A 21054-nucleotide genomic window follows, 5' to 3' on the forward strand; every position below is an offset into this window, starting at 1 on the left:
TTTAGGGAGAGCCCCCAACAGTCGGCCGGCACCTTAAAGATGCGCCTTAAACAACGAGGGTCTCCCGGGCGCGACCGTGGTGGTCGAGCCCGGGAGACCCAGGTGGTGCGCTGTGGAAACCTTTAGAGGTTCTGGTACGGCTTCGCCGAGACAATGACGACGTCGATGGTGCGCCCGTTGGGTGCAACGTAGTCCAGCTTGTCGCCGACCTTCTTGCCCATGATGGCTGCACCCAGCGCTGAACGCTCGCTGTAAACTTCCAGGTCGCCAGCGCCAACCTCGCGGCTGCCCAGCAGGAAAGTCGTCTCATCGCCGGCGATCGTGGCGACAACCACCATGCCCTGCTCGACGACGCCGTCGTCGGCCGGTGCCTCGCCAACGCGGGCGCTGCGCAGCATCTCGCTGAGCTGGCGGATGCGGGCTTCGATCTTGCCCTGCTCATCCTTGGCAGCATGGTAGCCGCCGTTTTCCTTCAAGTCGCCTTCCTGGCGAGCCTGTTCAATCTTGCTGACAATCTCAGCACGGCCGGGGCCGGAAAGCTGTGTGAGTTCAGCTTGCAGGCGGTCAAAGGCTTCCTGGGTCAGCCATGCTGAGGGCGCACTGTTGGTGGTAGGCACGTAGTTCTCCTTGAATGTACAAAAGCAAAGGCCCCGCTGCAGGTGGTGCACTGAAAACTCAGGCGTGTGCGCAAAAGCAAAGTGCACAGTCCACGCGCTGAAAATCCAAGGCTTGACCAAGCGGGGCAGATGGTAATAGAGACCACTTTAGTCAATAAGACGGATAAACCCAAGAATGGGGGTGGTGAGTGTTACAGCTACTTCACGATCCAGCAGTATTCAACCACTCCGGTGACGGCAGGTGAATCCGTTCGAAGCTCGCCGCGGACAGTGGTTGTGCGGCCGTTTTCAGACCCGGCATCCTTGCTGTTGGGACCGATGGTGATGACGTTCCAGCCCACCACCGCATAGGCGTCGTTCATGGCCTTGAGCGCGCATTCGGCCGTGTCTTCCGGGTCCTTGGTCACTGCCAGGTCCACAGTTGTCATGGTGTCGTCAACCACGTTGTAGCTGATGATCTTTTGCGAGACTCCCGTGTTGCCGCCAATGGTCACCCAAAGAACCCACGACACCGCCAGCACCGCTGCGATGAGCAAGAGAATCTTTTGGGACTTTTTGGGCACCCGCCGCTTGGGTGTGCCGTATCGATTGGTTAGGCTGGTAGCTGCTGGAGAATCAGAAGTTGTCACTGCATCCACTTGTGTCTGTTCCGCGGGTTGCCGCGGTCTGGCCGCCTCAATTGACGAGGCGTTGGACTAAGGCAAGTTTAGCGTTCATTTGGCACCACGATTTTGCCCCGCCTTTCCCCGACCCGCAGTTCCACAAGAAACGAAGGTAGCCTCCGTGAACAACAATGAGCGTCCAGCAACGCAGCCGCTGCGTCTTTTGGCGGTTCATGCCCACCCGGATGATGAGGCAAGCAAGGGGTCGGCCATGATGGCGTCGTATGCGGCGTCGGGCGTTGAGGTGATGGTTGCCACATGCACTGGCGGGGAGCGCGGTGACATTCAAAACCCCTCCCTGCTTGGCGACGCTCATTCGGCCCGTGACATGGGCGGTGCACGCAGGCTTGAAATGGCCGCGGCTGCCAAAATCATCGGCATCCAGCACCAGTGGTTGGGATTCACCGACTCCGGCCTGCCGGAAGGCGACCCGCTGCCGGCCCTGCCCGCGAACTGCTTTGCCTTGAAACCGCTGGAGATTGCCGCAGCACCGCTGGTCCGGCTGGTGCGCCGCTTTAAGCCGCATGTGATTGTTTCCTATGACGAGAACGGCGGGTACCCGCACCCGGATCACATCATGGCGCACAAGGTAGCCGTGGAAGCGTTCAGGGCCGCCGGGAACCCCGAGCTTTACCCCGGCACCGGGGACGCGTGGGAGCCGGCAAAACTGTACTACGACCTGGCGTTCAACCCGCAGCGTTTCCGTGCCCTTCACTACGCACTGCAGGAGGCCGGCCTGGCCTCGCCCTACGCCGAGCGCCTGGCAGCCTGGCTGGAGGCCGACACCGAAGGCCACACTCCGCCGGTCAGCCCGCACCCGACCACCACCCAGATTGACTGCGGCGACTACTTTGAAACCCGCGACGACGCCCTGCGCGCCCATGCGACGCAGGTGGACCCCGACGGGTTCTTCTTCGCCGTGAGCCCGCAAATGCAGCGAAAAGTGTGGCCCTGGGAAGACTATTCGTTGATTGAATCACGCGTTCCCACCACCGAGCCCGAGAACGACCTGTTTGCTGGCCTACGATAGACAGTGGACGTTTTCCCGCAGGCACCGAGCCTGCCGGGGATGAAACGAAAGACGAATTGTGCACTCACTGATTTTGCTTGCCGCCACCGACCCTGCCATCCCCACCCAGCCGGGCCTGCGCCCAGGGCTGACCGAGGACCAAATCACCCCCGGCTTCCTGGGCTTCATCATCACCTTCGCCATTGTGGTGATCATGTTTTTCCTCATCCGCGACATGACCAAACGCATTCGCCGCGTCCGCTACCGGGACCAGGTTGAGGAAGGCCGCATGGGCGGTTCCCACGGCCCGGCGACCGAGCATATGGGCATTCCCATCAGGAAGGACGACGGCGGGACTTCAGTTCCGGCCCGGACCCCCGAGCAAGGTGCGGGTGAAGATCCGCAAGAAGGACCCGCTGCTGCCTCCGATCCGGACAAAAAGTAGCGTTCTTCGATGAACCGGCTGGCAGGTGAACCTAGCGCTTACCTTCGCCAGCACGCGCAAAACCCGGTGAACTGGCAGCCGTTTGACGCTGCCGCCTTTGCCGAATCGGCAGCCCGTGACGCACCCATTTTTCTGTCCGTGGGATATGCCGCCTGCCACTGGTGCCATGTCATGGCAGGGGAGTCCTTTGAAGACCCCGCCGTTGCGGCTTATCTCAACGAACACTTCGTCTCCATCAAGGTTGACCGCGAGGAGCGACCCGACGTGGACGACGCCTACATGGCGGCGACCCAGGCGCTCAGCGGAGAGGGCGGGTGGCCCATGAGCGTCTTCCTGACCCCAGGAGGCAAGGCGTTTTATGCCGGCACGTATTTTCCTCCCGTGCCCGGGTCGGGACGCCCCTCCTTCACCCAGGTGCTTGCCGCCGTCCATGAAGCGTGGACGGAACGCCGCGACCAGGTTGAGACGACGGCTGAGTCCCTGGCCGAGACCCTGGCGCAACCGCTGTGGAAGGTGCACAGCGGCACCGTGGATCAGACCCCCACCCGGGCGGCTTCGGTGGGGAAAGCCCCGGCGGCCCGCGACCCTGGGGTTCCCCGGGCGGCTGAGGTGCCCGCCGCCGTCGAACCTGCCGTGGCGCCAGTGCCGGAGTGGTCCACCGCGACGGAAATGGCCGTGGCTGCCATGGCCCGTGCCGAGGACCTCGTGCACGGCGGATTTGGTGCGGCACCCAAATTCCCGCCCACACCGGGCCTCGAGTTCCTGGTGCGGCACGCCGCCTCGGCCGCTGCTTCCGATGCGCCCGCTGACAGGCATGCTGCGCACTCCGGTTCGGTGGCCCGGGACCTGGCCGGCCGGGCCTTGGGAGCCATGGTGCATTCAGCGGTTATCGACCAATTGGGCGGCGGTTTTGCCCGCTACAGCGTCACGGCCGACTGGTCGGAGCCGCACTACGAAAAAATGCTTTATGACAATGCCGGACTGCTGCAGGCGCTGGTGCATTGGATCAAGCTGGCCGGCGGGGATCCGCTGGGCAGGCATCCCGACGGCGGGAATCCGCTGAGCGGGCGGCCCGACGTCGGGCCGCCGGGACACACTCACTTGGGACCCGCGCAGCCCCACGGCGGCGTGCTTCCGCTGGACGCTGCCGACGCCCGGCATGCGGCCCTGGCCACAATTTCCTGGCTCATGGATGAAATGCGGCTGCCCGGAGGGGCCTTCGCCTCGTCCCTTGACGCCGACACGGTCCTTGACGGCGTCCACTACGAGGGCGCCAGCTACAAGTGGAGCATGGCTGAGCTGCTGGCCGCCGCGTCGGCCACCATGGCCGGTGAACAGGCTGATGTTGGCGGGCCGGGCGCAAGCCGGCAGCAGGAGACGCTGGAACCGGACGCGCTGGAACCGGAAGCGCAGGAATTGGCGGACGAAATCGCTGTGGCCATGGGCGTCGCCCGCGGCGAGGGCGCCGAATCATCCGGGTCGCATCCGCTGCATCCTGGCCGGCCGCTGTCTGCGCGTGAACGCAGCCAGTGGGAGCGGATCAAGCCGGCCATGCTGTCGATGCGCGCAGCCCGGGTGATGCCGGCACGGGACGATAAGGTGGTGGCGTCCTGGAATGGCATGCTCATGGCTGCGCTGGCTGAAGCGGCTATGGTCCTCGAGGTGCCCGCCTGCTTGGCAGCCGCCGTCGAACTTGGCGAGTATCTGCAGCGGGTGCACTGGGACGGGCAGCTGTTTCGGGTGTCCCACGACGGGCGGGCGCGCGGCATCAAGGGGCTGCTGGAGGACTATGCCGCCTGCGCCAACGGCTACCTGACGCTCTATGCGGCCACGGGGGAGCAGCGCTGGTTTGAGTTTGCCGGGCAGCTGGTCCAGGCGCTGGAGCGGGACTTCATTGCTGATGGAGTGGTTTTCAACCATGGTGCGCACGACGGTTCCGGCGGTCCGTTGCAGGGCTCCCGTTTTGCTGATCCGTTCGACAACGCGACAGCCAGCGGCGTGGCCTTGATGGCCGGGGCCTTCACCTCGTGGGCGGCGTACACAGGCTCCCACCGGCACCGGGAAATGGCCGAAAGCCTGCTTGCCGGAGCTCCGGAGCTTGCCCGGCGGGCGCCGCGGTCGGCCGGGGGACTGTTGGCTGTCGTTGAGGCGCTGGCGGCCGGACCGCTCGAAACCGCCGTTGTGGGCACCGACGGTCCCGAACGCGAGGAACTGCTGCGCGTGGCGTGGCATTCCGGGTCGCCCGGCATGGCCATCGCTGTGTGGGACGGCGCCGGAGCTGCGCCCGTGCCGCTGATGGAAGGGCGCTCCGCACAGGCTGCGCCGCTGGCATACGTCTGCCGCAGCATGGTGTGCGCACGCCCCGTCGCAAAACCGGGGGAATTGCGGGAACTGTTGCGCTGATGGTGTGACGCCCGTCCCAGGCAGGCGGCCCCATCGGATACAGTATTCAGAACACTTCTCCGTCCGGGGATCTGTGGGGAGATTCCGGAAGGAAACAAGAATGCGTGTGCTGCGCCGTGTAGTTTTTCCAATTGTCTGGGTGCTGATTTTCAGTGTCATAGCTGTGGCACTGGTCAAGATCGCCTTCGTTGACGGATTGCAGGATGAAGGCGGGCAGTTGCTCCCGCAGGCGCGCATCGAGGCCCCAGTCATTGCGGCCGGCCGCGCCACCGTGACAAACACCGTGGAACTTTCGGGAGCTGTGCAAAGCGACGCCGCTGTCCCGGTGAGGACCACCGCAGCCGGCAAAGTGGTCTACTTCTTTGTGGAGAAGGGGGCGCAGCTTGCCGCCGGGGATAAGATTTTCCAGATCCGCAGCGAGGTTGTCCCCGAGCCCGGCGCCGACCCGGTGGACGCTTCCCCTGCAGACCCCGAGGGAACAGACCCCGGCGACGAGGGCGCCGCGGACGGGCCCGGCACCACGGCGCCTGCGCCCGGCCCGGTGTACACCTACTCGGACGTGGTGGCCCCCGCTGCAGGGACGTTGGAAACCCTGACAGTGCTGCTGAACCAGGAAACAAGCGTTGGGGACAACGCGGGAACCGTCGCGCCAGGGACGTTCTCCATCACGGGCTCACTGACCACGGCACAGCAATTCCGGCTCATGGGGAAGCCGACGACCGCCACCGGCACCATCACCAACGGGCCCGCACCCTTTGACTGCCAAAATGTGCAACTCAGCAACAGCAACAGCAACAGCAACAGCAACAGCAATGCGGCGGCGGACCCGGCTGCCGGCGCCCAGACAGAACCCGGCATGGGGCTCGAAGCAGTCCCCGGAGCGACGGCCGAAACCGGCAGCGGCCAGGTCAGCTGCGCCGTCCCGGCCGATGTGGCCGTTTTCCCGGGGCTGGGGGCGACCATCACGCTGACGGCAGGAGAAGCCGCGGATGTGCTGACACTCCCGTTGACAGCAGTCAAGGGCAGTGTCCAAAACGGCGTCGTCTGGATTCCGACGGCGGACGGCAGCGGAGCGCCCGAGGAACGCGAGGTTGTACTGGGCCTGAACGACGGCGAGCAGGTGGAAATCGCTTCCGGCCTGGCCGAGGGTGAGCAGGTGCTTGAGTTTGTTCCGGGCACTGACGCCTTGCTGCCTGAGGGCCAGATGGCCGGCTTCGGCCAGATGGGCGGTTGAGGGTGACAAGCATCTTCGACGCCGGCGACGACGATTTGACGCCCGGCGGTGCCGCCCAGTCCGGCGGTGCCACCCCGCCCGGCGACGCCAGTGTCGATCCGAACCCGCCGCTGGTGGACCTCCGCAATGTCACCAGAACGGTGGTGCTGCCCGACGACGAGAAACTGCACATCCTGCGCGGCATCGACCTGCAAATTCGGGTGGGTGACCATACCGCGATCGTTGGCCGCTCCGGTTGCGGCAAGTCAACGCTGCTGAACATCCTTGGCCTGCTCGATGTCCCCAGCAGCGGGCAACTGCGCTTTGAGGGGACCCCGGTGGAAAAGCTGCGCAACAACGCCCGGGCCAGGCTCCGCGGCTCCAGCATTGGCTTTGTGTTCCAGCAGTTCAACCTGCTGCCGGGCAGGACGGCCCTGGAGAATGTGGTGACACCGCTGATGTATGCGGGCCGGAAGGAATTCTGGCGCCGCAACCAGCTGGGCATGGAAATGCTGGACCGGGTTGGCCTATCCGCACGGGCCGGCACCCAGCCGCACATGCTGTCCGGCGGAGAGCAGCAGCGCGTAGCCATCGCCCGCGCACTGGTCCGCCGGCCGCGGCTGATCCTTGCGGATGAACCGACCGGCGCCCTCGACGTGGAAACCGGCCAGGCGGTCATGGACCTGCTGGACACCATCGCCACAGAATCCGGGGCAGCCCTGGTGACCATCACCCACGACCTCAATGTTGCCGCACGCGCCCGCACCCGTTACCGGCTTGACGCGGGCGTGCTCACTGCCACGGACGGCAGCCCCGCAGCACCGTTCCTCGCCGGTCTGGCCGACCTTGCCGGGGTTGACGCATGACGGCGTTCATTTCCGCCATGGTTGAGGCCTGGTCGGAACTGCGCATCCACAAGACCCGGGTGCTGTTGGCCCTGCTGGGTGTGGCCCTCTCGGTGGCCGTGCTGACCACGGTGGTGGGAGTGGGCAACTTGGCCAGGGAGGGCATCCGGCTGGACTCCGAACGCAACGGCGGCAGGGAGGCAACCCTGACCGTCTCCGTCCAGTCCGACCCCGGCAGCTCCCAGGCTCCTGACGCCCAGAAAACCAACCGGGTTCTGGACGCCGCGGTCGATCGCTACGGGTTCACACATGCCTCCCGGGTCCTGCGCGCCCAAGGCCGCTTTCAGTTTCCGGGCGGGGTGCAGAACGTGGAACTGACGGTGGTCGACCCGCCGTACGGGGCCATTCACCGTGTTGACGTTGCCCAGGGCGGGTGGTTCGCCGCGGACGACGCCGACAGGTTGGCTCCCGCCGTCGTCGTCAACGAAGCTTTTTATTCAGCCGCCGGACGGCCCGACCTCACCACCGACCCGCAGCTCACCATCCTGGGTGCCACGGATGCAACGGCGGTGATCATTGGCGTCGTGCCCGACCCCTATCCGGAGGTGATGCCGCAGGCGTTCATGCTGACGGAAGCAGCGCAGCTTGTCGGCGTGAGCGAAGACCCGTGGGGCGGTGGACCGGGGCAGGAACTGCGCATTTGGGCCCCAGCCGGCATGGCCGAACAACTGGTTTCGGTGTTGACTGCCGACCTGGCCCAACAGCTTCCCGGGGCGTATGTGAATGTGTATCGCAGCGACTATGCGGCGTATGGCGATCCCTTCGCCACGGTGCAGCTCATGGTGTCGGGCATTGCCGCGCTGATCCTGCTGCTGGGTGCGGTGGGGCTGCTGAACATTTCCATGGTGACGGTGCGCTACAGGGTGCGGGAGATCGGCATTCGCCGCAGTTTCGGTGCGACCTCGGGGCGGATCTTTACCGGCGTCATGATGGAGTCAGTCGTGGGCACCACGGTGGCGGGTGCTGTCGGTGTGATGCTGGCCGTCGCGGTGGTGAAGAACCCGTTTGTGGAATCGAAGGTGGCTCCCGGGCTGGACATCTACCCGGCTTTTCCGGTGGAGGCAGCGCTGCTGGGCCTGGGCAGCGCCGTTCTGGTGGGTGCGCTCGCCGGGGCCATTCCGGCACTCGTGGCAATCCGCGTCAAGGTGATCGACGCGATCCGCTTCTAGGCCGTGAAGAGGGCTCATTCCGCCGCGGCGCCGCACTGGCTCACGCCGACAGTTCACCGACGATGCTGGGGACGGACTCCGTTTCTGCGCAGCCCAGGAAGTTTCTGCGCGGCGCAGGAACCGCTGATGCGTCCTGGCGGCGGGCCTGGAAGAATCTTGTGCCCACTTGAGGCACATCCCTGGAATAGAAAGCAGGACCTCTCCGGTTGTGTAAGGCACAGCGAGAGGTGCCTGACCTTGGTGCCCGCCCAGACACCACGGAGGAGCATTATCATGAGCACCATCAGCATCATCGGATCGGGCAACATGGCCACCGCCATCGGCACCCGGGCAGGCAAGCACGGCCACACCGTCGAGATTTTGGGCCGCAATACCGCCAAGGCCCAGGCGCTCGCCGACCAGATCGGCAACGGAGCCACCGTCGGCACTTTCGGCGCAAGGCCGGCGGGCGACATCGTCATTGTGGCCGTCCAGTACACCGGGGTGGTTGACGCGGTCGCGAACTTCGGCGACGCGCTGGCCGGCAAAATCCTCGTTGACATCTCCAACCCGTTCAACGCCGACGCCAGCGGACTCGTGAGCGCCAGTTCGGCAGCTCAGGAGATCGCGGCGGCTGCTCCCGGGAGCGCCCATGTTGTGAAGGCGTTGAACACGATCTTCGGCCACGTTCTAGCGAAGGGCACGCCCCTGGACGCGTTCATCGCGGGCGACAGTGCTGAGGCGAAGTCGGCTGTTGCGGCGTTCCTGGAGAGCTTGGAGCTGCGGACCCTCGACGCGGGAGGGCTGCAGGCGGCCCCACTGCTCGAGTCGGCCGGTCTCCTGCTGATGGGGCTGGCGCGCAACGGCGCCGGCTTCGAGATCGCCCTGGGTGCCGAGGTCCGCTGAAGGTTCCGCTTACCCGGCGTCAACCTTCTTGGCTGAACCGCCGCAGACGGGCATCGGCTGCAGTTGGAATTCCTGGTTGCGGGCGGTCAGCCAAACACCACCAGCACGACGGCCAGGAAGTGTGTGGCGAAGGCAGCCACAGTGAGGGCGTGGAACAGTTCGTGGAAACCAAAATGGCGGTGGCTGAAGTTGGGTTTCTTGATGCCGTAGATGACGGCGCCGGCAATGTACATGGCGCCGCCCAAACAAATCAAGACCGTCGGCACAACGCCGGCAGCCCAAAATTCGGGCAGGAAGAACAACGCTGTGATGCCCAGCAGCACGTAAATGGGGACGTAGAGCCAGCGGGGAGCGCCCACCCACAACACCCGGAACAAGACACCGGCGATGGCCCCGATCCAAATCATCCACAGCAGCAGGGTGGCTGTGGGGCGCTGCAGCATCAGGTAGGACAGCGGAGTGTAGGAACCGGCGATGACAAGCATGATGTTGCTGTGGTCGAGGCGTTTGAGCGTGGCCCGGGCCCTGGGGGACCAATTGCCCCGATGATATAGCGCACTCGTGCCAAAAAGAAGCACGCCGGTGGCGACGTAGACGGCGGAGGTGACCTTGGCCTGGATGCTGGGAGCGAGGGCCACCAGCACGATGCCGGCAATCAAGACCAGCGGTGCGGTTCCGGCGTGCAGCCAGCCCCGCCATGACGGTTTCAGCTCTGCGCCGGGAGGGGTGTTCATAGGGAAAGCATAACGCAGCGGACCATAAGTTACTCCTGGGTAACAAGCCTTTTTGGGCTGCTTGGCGAGAATTTGCGGACGGTGCGGGTAACCTAGAGCTAGCAAGATTCGCAGGCCGCAGGGCCGTTATTTGTAAAGGTCCGGTGCACTGGTATGCGGCTGTCCACCGGGTCTGTGCGAATGCCAAAGCTGTTGTACAACTTTTACGAGCGCCGGCTGGCCAGGTCGCTTGACCTCAGCAGCGTCCCCGCCCACATCGGCGTCATGGTTGACGGAAACCGCCGCTGGGCCAAGCAGTTCAACGCGCCAACCAGCCAGGGGCATCAGGCCGGCGCGGACAAAATTCTGGAATTTTTGGGCTGGTGCCAAGACCTGGGCATCAAGGTCGTCACCTTGTACATGCTCTCAACGGACAATATGAGCCGCTCGCCCGAAGAGCTTGACGAGCTCATGGGCATCATCGCCAACACCCTTGACCTGCTCGACGCCGACGCCGACATCAGCGTCCACGCCATGGGTGCCCCGGAACTGCTGCCGGACTACCTGGCCGCCCGGCTTTCCTCGCTGACGGCCCGCGTCCCGGCCAAGGAACGCATCCACGTCAACATGGCCATCGGCTACGGCGGCCGCCGTGAAATTGTCGACGCCGTCCGTGAACTCCTGCACGACGCCGACGCCGCGGACCGCACCATGGCCGAGGTTGCCGACAGCCTGACCGTCGATGACATCTCCAGGTTCCTGTACACCCGCGGCCAGCCCGACCCTGACCTGGTCATCCGCACCTCGGGGGAGCAGCGCCTCTCCGGGTTCTTGATGTGGCAGAGCGCCTACAGTGAGTTTTACTTTTGCGAGGCGCTCTGGCCGGCCTTCCGCAAGATCGACTTCCTGCGCGCACTGCGCGACTACGCCGGCCGCAGCCGCCGGTTTGGCAGTTAGCGCCTCCGTCGATTGCAAAGCCATCACCGTTCCGAAATGATCCTTGCCTCGGTCCTGGCAAGCGCCGCAGGATTTGTGGACGCCGTGGGCTTCATCCACCTGGGCGGGTACTTTGTTTCGTTCATGAGCGGCAACTCCACCCGCGGCGGGACGGCGCTGGCTGAAGGCAACTGGTCCGGATTCGTCCTCGCCTTCGGCCTGGTGGGCGCCTTCCTGCTGGGTGTGGTGACGGCCTCGATCCTGCGCCGGCTTGTCCCGGCACGCAAGCGGATGGCAGTGCTGCTGTACGTGACGGCGGCACTGGCATCCGCCGTCGTACTTTTTGACCTGGGCCTTGGCGGTTGGCTGGCGCCGGCCCTGATGGCGCTGGCGATGGGCGCCGAGAACGTCATTTTTGAGCGGGACGGCGAAGTCAGCATCGGCCTGACCTACATGACCGGAACGCTCGTGAAAATGGGCCAGCACATTGCCAACGCGCTGACCGGTGGCGAGAAATGGTTGTGGCGCAGGTATGCCGTGCTGTGGCTTTCGCTGACGGTGGGGTCGATTCTTGGCGGGCTGGCGTACCTGTCGCTGAACTTGAACGCGTTGTGGATTTCGGTGGCGGTGCTGGTGCTGGCGGTCATTTTCAACAACTATGTGCGCAAAAGCCCGCCCCGTCCGCCCGCGGCCCGCGTCGAGCTCTGACAAGCTCCGCGTTTGACCAACGGTTACCCAACGTTCATTTGCCGCCGTGGCGTGGCGCCGCCGGAGTGCGCAATAGCGGCGTAGCTTAGGCATAACGGAGGGCAACTCCGCCCGACGTACCGATTGGAATCCGGACGCCTTGACGGTCCGGAGGGCTGGAGCAGACGTGGTTGAAACCATGAACCTTGAGCAGCATGCACAAAGTACGCAGACGGCGGCGAAATTGCGTACCTACATCATTGACACCTCTGTTTTGTTGTCGGATCCGCGGGCCATCACCCGCTTCGCCGAACATCAGGTTGTGGTGCCGATCGTGGTCGTTTCGGAGCTTGAGGGCAAGCGCCACGACCCGGAACTGGGCTACTTCGCCCGTGCGGCGCTGCGCCTGCTCGACGAGCTCCGTGAACTCCACGGCGGGCTGTCTTCCCCCGTTCCCCTGGGGCACGACGGCGGGACGTTCCGTGTGGAGCTCAACCACGTTTCGCTGGAGGTGCTTCCGGCGGGCATGCGCGCGGCGGACAACGATGCGCGGATCCTGGCAGTTGCCAAGAACCTCGCCAATGAAGGCCACGACGTCACGGTGGTGTCCAAGGATGTGCCGATGCGCGTCAAGGCCTCGGCCATGGGGCTGGCGGCCGATGAGTACCGCAACGAACTGGTGCCGGATTCGGGTTGGACGGGGGTGGGCGAAGTTGATGCGACAGAGGCTGAAATAACTGCCCTCTACAACCACGAAGCGGTGCCCATTCCAGACGCTGCGGTGCTGCCCGTCAACACCTCACTTGTCATCACCAGCAACAGGGGTTCGGCCCTTGGCCGGGTTGGTTCCGACCAGCAGGTGCGCCTGGTGCGCGGCGACAGGGAAGTCTTTGGCCTGCACGGACGGTCGGCCGAACAGCGGCTGGCGCTGGACCTGCTCCTGGACCCGGAGGTCGGCATCGTGTCCCTTGGCGGCCGGGCCGGAACCGGCAAGAGTGCGCTGGCCCTGTGTGCCGGACTGGAAGCGGTCCTGGAACGCAATGAGCACCGCAAGGTGGTGGTGTTCCGGCCCCTCTACGCGGTGGGCGGCCAGGAGCTCGGCTACCTGCCGGGCTCCGAAAGCGAGAAAATGAACCCGTGGGCCCAGGCGGTCTTCGACACCCTGGGGTCGGTGGTTTCCGAGAACCTCATGGACGAAATCATGGCCCGGGGCATGCTGGAGGTGCTTCCGCTGACCCACATCCGCGGACGCTCGCTGCATGATTCATTTGTGATTGTGGACGAGGCGCAGTCGCTCGAGAAGAACGTGCTGCTCACCGTCATGAGCCGCATCGGCCAGCGCTCCAAGATCGTGCTCACCCACGACGTCGCCCAGCGCGACAACCTCCGGGTTGGCAGGCACGACGGCGTCGCAGCCGTGGTGGAAACATTGAAGGGACACCCGCTCTTTGGACACGTGACGCTCACCCGTTCGGAGCGCTCACCCATTGCCGCACTGGTGACTGAAATGCTGGAGCGGGCAGAGGTGTAGCCCCACCCTCCCGACCCAGAACGATGTTATGGGGGAGGGGTCAGGCGTTCGGGCCCAGGTCCCACGGGATGTGTGCCCGAACGTCCGTCAGTCCCATGCTGACCTCTTCAAAGAGATCATCGAGCATGTACTCGTCAATGCCGAGCAGCACCATCCAGTGCCCGGCCCCGGCCGTTGCCCCGTCCAGCGACTGCGATGCCACGCAAATTCCGGTGTCCAGGTCGATCCGGACGGCCGTGCGGCCGGGAAACAACAACGGGGCGTCGGCAAAGACGGGGTGGTAGCTTGAATTCGGTGTCAGCACGGCCTCGACGGCGGCCCGGCCATGATGGGAGACGGCCGCGATGTCGTCGATCTCGGCCACATTGGCAAAGGGTGCTTCCAGCGGGACGGGGCGTTCACCTGCCAGTTCCACCGGGTCAAGTGCGGCGGCGGCCCTGCCGGAGCCATAGGCCGGCTCGCCATAACGCGCCTCGGGACGGCGCACGACAAAACCTGCATCGTCCTTGACGGGATTGACCAGTGATGGCTGCAGCAGCCACGGTTTGCGGTTGCCGCTGATGAACAGGGAATCCCGTGACTCATTGATCTTGGTGGTGCTGGCCAGCAGTTTTCCGTCCTGCGTCTCAACCCGCAAGGCTCCCGGGCGGCGGACCCAGCAGTTCAGGGACAAGGCGGGGTCGGTGCCCGGAGCCGCAGCGCCGCCCGCACCTGTTGGCGGCACCCAACTGTTGCCGGCGCCGCCGTCGGCCGTGTTGGGAAATTTTCGGTGCAGCTCAAAGCGCACGGTCTGCCAACGCCACGGAGACGAGCGGCAGATGTGTCGAAAAGTATCGGCAGTGTAAGGGGAGGCGCTCATATCCACAGCTTAGCCCCGGGCCCGGCAAATGGGTCCCGCCGGGACGGCCCATGGCGTAGCATCGCGCTATGGTCACACGGCTGATGGACTTCGCAGATTACAGTGCGACGGCGTTCCTGTGTGCCCTGGCGGCGTGCCTGTATCTGCTGTGGCTGGCAGTGCGGCTGAGCATCATCGACATTCGCACGCACACCCTGCCGAACAAGCTTGTGGTGCCGGCCTACCCGATTGCAGGGGTGTTGTTGCTGGCGGCTGCGCTCCTGGCCGGGGTGCCAATGCATGCGGTTTCCGCGCTTGGCGGCGCCTTGGCCATGGGAGCGGTCTACTGGTTGTTGTGGGCGGCATATCCGGCAGGCATGGGCTTTGGCGACGTTAAGCTGTCAGGCGTTTTGGGCTTGTTTTTGGGTTTTCTCAGCTGGCAGCACGTTGTCCTTGGGCTGGCCGCCGGATTTGTGGCCGGCGGGTTGTGGGGGATTGCGCTCATCGCCAGCCGCCGCGGCACCGCAAAGTCGACCATCCCGTTTGGCCCGGCCATGCTGCTCGGGGCGTTGGCAACCATGGCGGTTGTCCCGGCGGCCTGAACGCTGCGGGCGTTCCTGCGGGCTGAACCGGGCGGCGGGGCTACTGCGCGGCGACACTGTAGCGGTGCTCGGGCCGCCCGGTGGTGCCGTAGCGCAGGGAGATGGCGACAGCACCGTCGTCGGCCAGGGCGGACAGGTATCGCTGGGCGGTGGTCCGCGAGATGCCCACCGCCACGGCAACGTCCGCAGTCGATTGGTCCCCGCGGCCGGCGAGGGCGGCCAGGACGGCGGCCTCGGTGGCCGAACCCGCCTTTGTCCCCGCAGCCGCGGAGCTCGGATGCAGCGCCTGCCAGGCAGTCTCCAACCTGTCCTGCGTCAGTGCCCCGGTTTCCGCCAGCAGTCGGCGGTACCGGGCATAGCCGCGCAGGCGTGACTCCAGCAGCTCGGCCGAGAAGGGCTTGATCAGATAAGCCAGTGCGCCGCGGCGCAGCGCCTTGCGGATCGTTTCGGGATCGGAGGCGGCGCTGAGCATCATCGCATCCACATCGATGCTGCCGAGCACGTCCAGCCCCGACGCGTCCGGCAGGTAGACATCGAGCAGGACCAGGTCAGGCTGTTCGGAGTGGATGGCCTTGAGCCCCTGCGCTGCAGTGGGGGCGGGCGGCAGTGCCCGGAAGCCCGGCACGGCATCGACAAAGCCGGCATGCAGCCGCCCCACGTGAAAGTCATCCTCGACTATCAGCACGTTGAATTCATTGCTCATGGTTTCTCCTCTGCAAGGGGTGCCAGCGACACGACGCCGGGCAGCCTGGCACAAACAACGGCGCCGTGGGAATTGGGCGCCCCGTCGTCTGCGACCCAGACGTCGCCACCCCTGCGGCGGGCCAGGTGCCTGACAAGGGCAAGCCCCACACCCTGGCCTGCGGCGGAGTCGGGCATGCGTGGATGTTCCGACGACGTTGAATAGCCGGGCGTGAAGATGAGCTCCCTGGCGTCTGGCAAGGGGGTGCCGCCGGCCGGTGCGGGCAGGCCGTCACCCGAGTCGGCCACCACCAGGTGGAGGGTGCCGCCGTCGGGCGTGTGTTCATCCAGCAACTCCACTTCAACCCACCTGTGGGACGACGTCCCCGTCACCGCAGCGGCTATGGCGTTGTCGAGGAGGTTGCCGAGGACCGCGGTCACATCCTGGGGGTCGGTGACGTGCCCGCGGATCAACGTGTCGGCCCCGATCCGCACTTCGACGCCGCGCTCATGTGCTTCGATGCTCTTGGCGCCGATGAATGCCTCCAGATAGGGGTCGCTGAGCCTGCCCAGGTCCTGCGCCGGGTACTGCAGCGGGCCGTTGGACATGATGGCGCCGACATAGTCGCGCGCCTCAGCGGCCCGGTCGATGTCGAGCAGGCCGGCCACGGTGTGGAGGCGGTTGGCAAACTCATGCCGCTGCGCCCGCAGGGCCGTGCCCAATGCGTTGACGGCATCCAACTGCCGCGTCAGTGCCTGGACCTCGGTCCGGTCCCTGACCATGATGACCGTGCCCAGTGGGCGGGCGGCGTCGCCGGATCGACCGTGGTTCCCGGGCCTGCGGGTCTTGGCAAGCTTGCTGCCGCCGAACCGCACGGGACGGGCCGTGACAATCACGACCCTGTCGCCCAACACGTGCTCGGACGGCCCAAATTCGCCCTCCGCCCCGGCCGCCGTGGCAGCAGTGGCAAGAAACTCCGGCAAGCCGCTGCCGGACAGGGGGAGGCCACTGTAATTGATCGTGGTGCCGGGGGCGAGCAGCCTGCGCGCACCCGCGTTGAACACCGTGATGGTGCCATTTTCGGACACGCCGATGACGCCTTCGTCAACGCCGCGCAGCACGGCTTCCTGGTCTTGCGCCAGCCCGGCGATCTCCTCCGGCTCGAGGCCCAGGGTGAGCCGTCTAAGACGCGCGCCCGTCAACGCCGAGGCCAGGGCCCCGAGCGCCAGGGACGTTCCGGCGATGAGGGCCACGGGTGCAACATTTCGGAGCATGCCGGCGACGATGTCGTCGCTGGAGAAGCCCACGCTGACCTCGCCCACCACGACAGGATCCGTGCCCGGGGTGCCCGGGGTCTCCGGGGTGCCTGGTGCCGGAGCAGTGCCGGCGTCGGGCGAACCCGAATCGTCCGGCGCATACACGGGAACCTTGGCCCGGGCTGAACGCCCCAGCGTGCCGTGTTCCTGGGACGTCTCTTCGCCGCCGGCCAGTGCCACCGAGGGGTCGGTTGAAACCTTTTCCCCCAGCAAGGCCGGGTTCGGGTGCGCCAGCCGCAGTCCGGCGTCGTCAGTCACGACGACGAACAGCGCGCCGGTGCGCTCCCTGGCCGACTCCGCGCTCTGCTGCAGCGGACCGTTGGCAAGGCTTTCGGGTGTCAGCGTCGACTCGGGTGCGGCGGCGAGGGTGGCCGTCTCGCGGCGCACATCCTCGGAGGAGGCAACTGTTCGGGCCACGGCCAGGGCGCGGGCCTCGGCCTGTTCGCCAAGCCACTGGTACGTGAGGGCTGCGAAGGTGCCGGCGGTGATGAGCACGACGGCGAACACCACGGCCAGCTGGACCAGCAGGACACGGGTGGAGAACCGCAGCCGGGGCGTGGTGCGTGGCGGTTTCAACGATTCCCTCCTTTGTGGCGTGCTGCGTACATGGTGTCGGGCGAGGCCGGCCCAGGCAAGGCAGCGCGGCCCAGGCAGGCCCAGGCAGTCCAGGCAGTCCCGTGCGAAGCAATGCTACGCGATGCACGGCCGGCTGACGGTTTTTATGGGCTAAACGTGTTCAACGGGCACTACTTGGGTCAACCGGACTTAACCCTGCCCGTGATTCAAATCACTATAAATTCAGTCATGCAGGTCACAAACGCGGCCGGTGTACAAAGGAGTTCTTATGTTGGTCATCCTTGGCTTTGCCATGATAGCGGTGTTCATGACACTGGTCATGACAAAGAAACTTACGCCCGTGGTGGCCTTGATCGTGGTCCCCACCATTTTCGGCTTGTTCGCGGGCGCCGGCCTGGGCCTGGGCGACATGGTCATGGACTCCATGAAGTCCCTGACGTCCACGGCCGCCCTGCTGATGTTCGCGATCGTGTTCTTCGGCATGATGATCGATGTCGGCCTGTTCGACCCACTCGTGAAATTCATCCTGCGCACCCTTGGCAACGACCCCGCCAAGGTGGTTGTCGGCACCGCGGTGCTGGCCGCCGTCGTCTCCCTCGACGGCGACGGCTCCACCACTTTCATCCTCACCACTGCCGCGATGCTGCCGATCTACCTGCGCCTGGGCCTCAGCCCGGTGGTGCTGACCTGCGTCGCCGGCCTGGCCAACGGCACCATGAACATCCTGCCGTGGGGCGGCCCCACAGCCCGCGCCGCCGCCGCCCTGAAGGTCTCGCCCAGCGAAGTCTTCGTCCCCATGATCCCCTCGCTGATCGCCGGCATGATCGTCATCTTCCTGTTCGCCTGGCATCTTGGCGTTCGCGAACGACGCCGCCTGGCCCTGGCGGGTCGTCTGTGGACCGGGGACACCTCCGGCGCCCGGGGTGGCCGCACCCGTGCTGCTTCCACCGGTTCCACCGGCAGCAATGCCAGGCACGACGGCGGCACCCCGGTCCCAGCGAACGCCGGCACCGTGCCGGCCGGGACCGCAACGGCCGGCTCAGGCGGGTCCGGGACGGCCGTGCTGACAGAGGTCAAGCCGCGATCCGCCGCGCAGGAACGCTTTGACGCGCAGGTCCTGGCCGTTGCCAACGAGGACTCGGAGAGCGTCAACACCTCCCTGGCCGATTCGCAGCTGGACCCCAACCGGTCAACGCTGCGGCCCAAGCTGTTCTGGTTCAACTTGGCCCTGACCGTGTCCCTCATGGTCATCCTTGTTGCGGACATTCTGCCCCTGCCGTACGTGTTCATGGTGGGTTCGGCCGTGGCCTTGATTGTGAACTTCCCCAACGTCAAGGACCAGGCGAAGGCACTTGTCTCGCACGCCGGCAGCATCGTTGCCGTGGTCTCCATGGTCATGGCGGCCGCAGTGCTCACCGGCGTCCTCAGCGGCACGGGCATGGTCGATGCCATGGCCGCCTGGCTGGTCAGCGTCATCCCCACCTCCATGGGGCCGTACATGGCAGTCATCACCGGTTTGCTGAGCATCCCCATGACGTTCTTCATGAGCAACGACGCCTTCTACTTCGGGGTCCTTCCCGTCCTCAGCGAAACCGCCGCACACTTCGGCATTGATCCGGCAGCCATGGCCCGTGCTTCCATCGCCGGCCAGCCGGTCCACATGCAGAGCCCGCTGGTCCCTGCCATCCTGCTGCTTGTCTCGCTGTCCAAGGTCGAACTGGGCGACCACCACAAGAAAGTCCTGTGGCGCGCACTGGTGGTGTCGCTGGTCATGCTGACCGTGGGCATCCTCGTCGGCGTCATCCCCTGGGGCTGACAGCCGCACGCCCCACGCCCCAACGACCGCTGCGGCCCGGACAACTGTCCGGGCCGCAGCGGTCGTTGGGCATTAAGCTGAAGTCATGGGATCACCGGAATTCATAGTGAAGCTGCGCGAGAAGGTCGGCCACGACCCCCTTTGGGTGCCAGGGGTGCGCGGCGTGGTGTTCGACGCCGCAGGACGGGTGTTGCTCGGCGAACGCTCCGACACCGGCGGCTGGGCGTTGATTACGGGAATCCTGGAGCCCGGGGAGGAACCCGGCCCCGGCATGCTGCGGGAGATTTTCGAGGAAACCGCTGTCGTTGCCGCCGTTGAGCATCTGATGGGCGTCGCCGCCGTCGGCCCCGTGACGTTTCCCAACGGGGATGTGTGCGACTTCCTGAACGTCGAATTTATCTGCCGCCACATCAGCGGCACCGCCCGTGTGAACGACGACGAATCCCTCGCCGTCGGCTGGTTCGCCACCGACGAGCTGCCCCCGCTGCGCCCCGGCCACCTGGACTGCATCCAGCGCGCGCTCGCATTTGACGGCGAACCCCACTTCCAGCGCTAGCGCACGCATTTTCATCGGACTCTGGTATTGGGTGCGGTGTTCGGGGCAGTCGCGGGGCACTTCCTGCCCGTAAGCAGCCGAATTTGGCGCCTCTCACATTCCAAACTGCAGCTGATGCTGTGAATCCTGCGGCAACACAGCATCTGCTGCAGTTTCGATGTGAGTGGATCCGCCCGGTTGCTCAAGCACCTGTCAGCCCTGCTTCCTCTGCCAGCCGTGTCAGCCCTGCCAACCCTGCTTCCGCAGGGCCCGCTTGAACATCTCCACTACGTAGGCGTCGCCGCGGCGCATATCCGACTTGTAGACCTTTACCTGCAGCCAACCGCGGGCGGCCGTCCGCTCATCACGGTTCCGGTCAAATAGCTGCTTCTGCGGGGTCTTGTGGACTTCGCCTTCGTATTCAGCGCTGGTCTTGAACTCCTCGCAGGCAAGATCCGGCCACACCTCAGGATCACCCTCGATTGCGTAGTTGGTGGTGAATTCCGGCAGCCCTGCGCGCTGCAGCAGCAGGCGCAACCGGGTTTCCGGCCGGGAGTCCACACCAACCCGCATCAATTCCAAGGCAGATCTGGCTGCGCTGAGACCTCTCAAATTGCGTTTGCTCGAGATGTAGGAACGGAGTGTTTGCGCTGGAACCCTCGCAGCCTTCGCCAGCCCAAAGGGACGCTCGTGCTCACAGACCAGGAAGTCTGCCACGGCCACCAAATCATCCAAGCTCAACAAGGCACTTAGGTCCAGAAATGTTCGCTCAGGCGTTGTCACTGCGACTCCGTCCAGGTACATGATGTCGTCGGGCGCCAGCGTGTTGCTGTGGCCGATCACATTCCTGCGCCGCGGCTGGGCCGAGTGTGCTGGCCGAGTGAGATGAACCGTCCTGATTTCATCGTCGAACCAAGGCAACGGCAAACCGTGCAACTGCGCTGCTGTCACATGGGAGATGCAGCCTTTCGGGCACAAAGCAAGGTAGGGGCGCACCCGGTCCAGCAATGGTTGTCGTTGGCCGCGGGGAACCCGGATTTCCCTGCTGGGTGTGCTCATGTCCTTGCCGCGCAGATGGCCGCGCGTGGCACCGGAGGAGAGTCCCTCACCAAAGGTGAAGGACCGCCGGGCCAAAAGTTCCAGCTTTCGGGGACGGACAACCATGGTTCCATTTTGGCCCAGTTTGCTGCCCGGCATCCGGAGTTTTCCACAGGCCTGGGCCGACTCTGGAAGTATTTCAGATTCCAAACAGCAGCTGATGTTGTTTGTTGTCGGGTTTGGGAATCCAAACTGCAGCTGATGCTGCGATTCCAGCGGGATCACAGCATCAGCTGCAGTTTCGATTTGGGGGCGGGGCGGAAAACCGCGTTAGCTGCTGTTTCGATTCGGGGGTGGGGCGGCGACAGTCCGTATTAGCGGCATATGGATTCTGCACAGTTAGCTGAGCGCCCGGAAATCACCCGAAGCAGCCCCGGTGCGGTGCGGGGGAACGCAAAAGGCGCGTGCGGCCCCAG

General features: G+C 65.2%; 20 protein-coding genes. 13 read left to right on the forward strand and 7 right to left on the reverse strand.

Annotation, left to right across the window (positions count from 1 at the left end):
• Positions 1–122 precede the first annotated feature (122 nt).
• Positions 123–617, reverse strand: coding sequence for a transcription elongation factor GreA (greA, locus tag ACT3TS_RS18135; RefSeq protein WP_444532925.1), 495 nt, complete (start codon positions 615–617; stop codon positions 123–125).
• Between the two features lie 197 nt (positions 618–814).
• The gene (locus ACT3TS_RS18140) at positions 815–1246 is read right to left on the reverse strand and encodes a DUF4307 domain-containing protein (protein ID WP_444532926.1); all 432 of its coding nucleotides are present in this window, start codon (positions 1244–1246) and stop codon (positions 815–817) included.
• A gap of 154 nt (positions 1247–1400) precedes the next feature.
• Here ACT3TS_RS18140 and mca point away from each other — a divergent pair, with 154 nt between their 5' ends.
• The 7 genes from mca to ACT3TS_RS18175 all read left to right on the forward strand — a co-directional run bounded on the left by mca (position 1401) and on the right by ACT3TS_RS18175 (position 9308).
• The gene (mca, locus tag ACT3TS_RS18145; RefSeq protein WP_444532927.1) at positions 1401–2309 is read left to right on the forward strand and encodes a mycothiol conjugate amidase Mca; all 909 of its coding nucleotides are present in this window, start codon (positions 1401–1403) and stop codon (positions 2307–2309) included.
• A 58-nt stretch (positions 2310–2367) separates the two neighbouring features.
• Entirely contained in the window at positions 2368–2733 is a 366-nt protein-coding gene (locus ACT3TS_RS18150; RefSeq protein ID WP_444532928.1) for a hypothetical protein, read from the forward strand.
• A gap of 9 nt (positions 2734–2742) precedes the next feature.
• The gene (locus tag ACT3TS_RS18155) at positions 2743–5136 is read left to right on the forward strand and encodes a thioredoxin domain-containing protein (RefSeq protein ID WP_444532929.1); all 2394 of its coding nucleotides are present in this window, start codon (positions 2743–2745) and stop codon (positions 5134–5136) included.
• Between the two features lie 139 nt (positions 5137–5275).
• Positions 5276–6370, forward strand: a complete 1095-nt coding sequence (locus ACT3TS_RS18160; RefSeq protein ID WP_444532930.1) for a hypothetical protein — start codon at positions 5276–5278, stop codon at positions 6368–6370.
• Between the two features lie 110 nt (positions 6371–6480).
• A complete protein-coding gene (locus ACT3TS_RS18165) occupies positions 6481–7215 on the forward strand; it encodes an ABC transporter ATP-binding protein (protein WP_444532943.1) in 735 nt (244 codons plus the stop codon).
• Positions 7212–8423: an ABC transporter permease gene (locus tag ACT3TS_RS18170; protein ID WP_444532931.1), complete on the forward strand. Its 1212-nt coding sequence runs from the start codon at positions 7212–7214 to the stop codon at positions 8421–8423. Before ACT3TS_RS18165 ends, ACT3TS_RS18170 begins: the two co-directional genes overlap by 4 nt.
• Before the next feature lie 273 nt (positions 8424–8696).
• Positions 8697–9308, forward strand: a complete 612-nt coding sequence (locus ACT3TS_RS18175; protein WP_444532932.1) for an NADPH-dependent F420 reductase — start codon at positions 8697–8699, stop codon at positions 9306–9308.
• A gap of 86 nt (positions 9309–9394) precedes the next feature.
• On the opposite strand, the gene trhA is transcribed toward ACT3TS_RS18175, so the two are convergent.
• Positions 9395–10042 (reverse strand): PAQR family membrane homeostasis protein TrhA, encoded by a 648-nt coding sequence (trhA, locus tag ACT3TS_RS18180; protein WP_444532933.1) that lies wholly within the window; start codon positions 10040–10042, stop codon positions 9395–9397.
• Positions 10043–10222: 180 nt separating this feature from the next.
• Here trhA and ACT3TS_RS18185 point away from each other — a divergent pair, with 180 nt between their 5' ends.
• The 3 genes from ACT3TS_RS18185 (at position 10223) to ACT3TS_RS18195 (ending at position 13175) form a co-directional block, all read left to right on the forward strand.
• Entirely contained in the window at positions 10223–10978 is a 756-nt protein-coding gene (locus tag ACT3TS_RS18185) for an isoprenyl transferase (protein ID WP_444532934.1), read from the forward strand.
• 36 nt (positions 10979–11014) lie between these two features.
• A complete protein-coding gene (locus tag ACT3TS_RS18190; protein WP_444532935.1) occupies positions 11015–11665 on the forward strand; it encodes a YoaK family protein in 651 nt (216 codons plus the stop codon).
• A gap of 178 nt (positions 11666–11843) precedes the next feature.
• The gene (locus tag ACT3TS_RS18195) at positions 11844–13175 is read left to right on the forward strand and encodes a PhoH family protein (RefSeq protein ID WP_444532944.1); all 1332 of its coding nucleotides are present in this window, start codon (positions 11844–11846) and stop codon (positions 13173–13175) included.
• Positions 13176–13215: 40 nt separating this feature from the next.
• Here ACT3TS_RS18195 and ACT3TS_RS18200 read toward each other — a convergent pair whose 3' ends face one another.
• The gene (locus ACT3TS_RS18200; protein ID WP_444532936.1) at positions 13216–14034 is read right to left on the reverse strand and encodes a hypothetical protein; all 819 of its coding nucleotides are present in this window, start codon (positions 14032–14034) and stop codon (positions 13216–13218) included.
• Between the two features lie 68 nt (positions 14035–14102).
• Between ACT3TS_RS18200 and ACT3TS_RS18205 the strand changes: the two genes are divergently transcribed.
• Positions 14103–14615: a prepilin peptidase gene (locus ACT3TS_RS18205; RefSeq protein WP_444532937.1), complete on the forward strand. Its 513-nt coding sequence runs from the start codon at positions 14103–14105 to the stop codon at positions 14613–14615.
• Between the two features lie 40 nt (positions 14616–14655).
• On the opposite strand, the gene ACT3TS_RS18210 is transcribed toward ACT3TS_RS18205, so the two are convergent.
• Together ACT3TS_RS18210 and ACT3TS_RS18215 are read right to left on the reverse strand one after the other, a co-directional pair.
• The gene (locus ACT3TS_RS18210; protein ID WP_444532938.1) at positions 14656–15318 is read right to left on the reverse strand and encodes a response regulator; all 663 of its coding nucleotides are present in this window, start codon (positions 15316–15318) and stop codon (positions 14656–14658) included.
• Complete coding sequence (locus ACT3TS_RS18215) at positions 15315–17189, reverse strand: ATP-binding protein (RefSeq protein ID WP_444532939.1); 1875 nt, start codon at positions 17187–17189, stop codon at positions 15315–15317. The genes ACT3TS_RS18210 and ACT3TS_RS18215 overlap by 4 nt, the downstream gene beginning before the upstream one ends.
• Before the next feature lie 268 nt (positions 17190–17457).
• On the opposite strand from ACT3TS_RS18215, the gene ACT3TS_RS18220 reads away from it, so the two are divergent.
• On the forward strand, positions 17458–19005 hold the full coding sequence (locus ACT3TS_RS18220) for a CitMHS family transporter (protein WP_444532940.1): 1548 nt from the start codon (positions 17458–17460) through the stop codon (positions 19003–19005).
• Between the two features lie 85 nt (positions 19006–19090).
• The gene (locus tag ACT3TS_RS18225; RefSeq protein ID WP_444532941.1) at positions 19091–19561 is read left to right on the forward strand and encodes an NUDIX hydrolase; all 471 of its coding nucleotides are present in this window, start codon (positions 19091–19093) and stop codon (positions 19559–19561) included.
• Between the two features lie 219 nt (positions 19562–19780).
• Here the strand turns inward: ACT3TS_RS18225 and ACT3TS_RS18230 are convergent, their stop codons facing one another.
• The gene (locus tag ACT3TS_RS18230) at positions 19781–20704 is read right to left on the reverse strand and encodes a hypothetical protein (protein ID WP_444532942.1); all 924 of its coding nucleotides are present in this window, start codon (positions 20702–20704) and stop codon (positions 19781–19783) included.
• Between the last annotated feature and the right edge of the window lie 350 nt (positions 20705–21054).

The organism is Specibacter sp. AOP5-B1-6, from assembly GCF_052376555.1.
In the GTDB taxonomy this organism is placed as follows: Bacteria; Actinomycetota; Actinomycetes; order Actinomycetales; family Micrococcaceae; genus Specibacter.

Excerpts from the sequence above, each read along its gene's own strand:
- ACT3TS_RS18190 (WP_444532935.1), top strand. The coding sequence starts at position 11,015 with ATGATCCTTGCCTCGGTCCTGGCAAGCGCCGCAGGATTTGTGGACGCC.
- ACT3TS_RS18185 (WP_444532934.1), top strand. The coding sequence starts at position 10,223 with ATGCCAAAGCTGTTGTACAACTTTTACGAGCGCCGGCTGGCCAGGTCG.
- ACT3TS_RS18205 (WP_444532937.1), top strand. The coding sequence starts at position 14,103 with ATGGTCACACGGCTGATGGACTTCGCAGATTACAGTGCGACGGCGTTC.
- ACT3TS_RS18155 (WP_444532929.1), top strand. The coding sequence starts at position 2,743 with ATGAACCGGCTGGCAGGTGAACCTAGCGCTTACCTTCGCCAGCACGCG.
- ACT3TS_RS18230 (WP_444532942.1), bottom strand. The coding sequence starts at position 20,704 with ATGGTTGTCCGTCCCCGAAAGCTGGAACTTTTGGCCCGGCGGTCCTTC.
- ACT3TS_RS18225 (WP_444532941.1), top strand. The coding sequence starts at position 19,091 with ATGGGATCACCGGAATTCATAGTGAAGCTGCGCGAGAAGGTCGGCCAC.
- ACT3TS_RS18175 (WP_444532932.1), top strand. The coding sequence starts at position 8,697 with ATGAGCACCATCAGCATCATCGGATCGGGCAACATGGCCACCGCCATC.
- ACT3TS_RS18170 (WP_444532931.1), top strand. The coding sequence starts at position 7,212 with ATGACGGCGTTCATTTCCGCCATGGTTGAGGCCTGGTCGGAACTGCGC.
- ACT3TS_RS18210 (WP_444532938.1), bottom strand. The coding sequence starts at position 15,318 with ATGAGCAATGAATTCAACGTGCTGATAGTCGAGGATGACTTTCACGTG.
- ACT3TS_RS18220 (WP_444532940.1), top strand. The coding sequence starts at position 17,458 with ATGTTGGTCATCCTTGGCTTTGCCATGATAGCGGTGTTCATGACACTG.
- trhA (WP_444532933.1), bottom strand. The coding sequence starts at position 10,042 with ATGAACACCCCTCCCGGCGCAGAGCTGAAACCGTCATGGCGGGGCTGG.
- ACT3TS_RS18195 (WP_444532944.1), top strand. The coding sequence starts at position 11,844 with ATGAACCTTGAGCAGCATGCACAAAGTACGCAGACGGCGGCGAAATTG.
- ACT3TS_RS18200 (WP_444532936.1), bottom strand. The coding sequence starts at position 14,034 with ATGAGCGCCTCCCCTTACACTGCCGATACTTTTCGACACATCTGCCGC.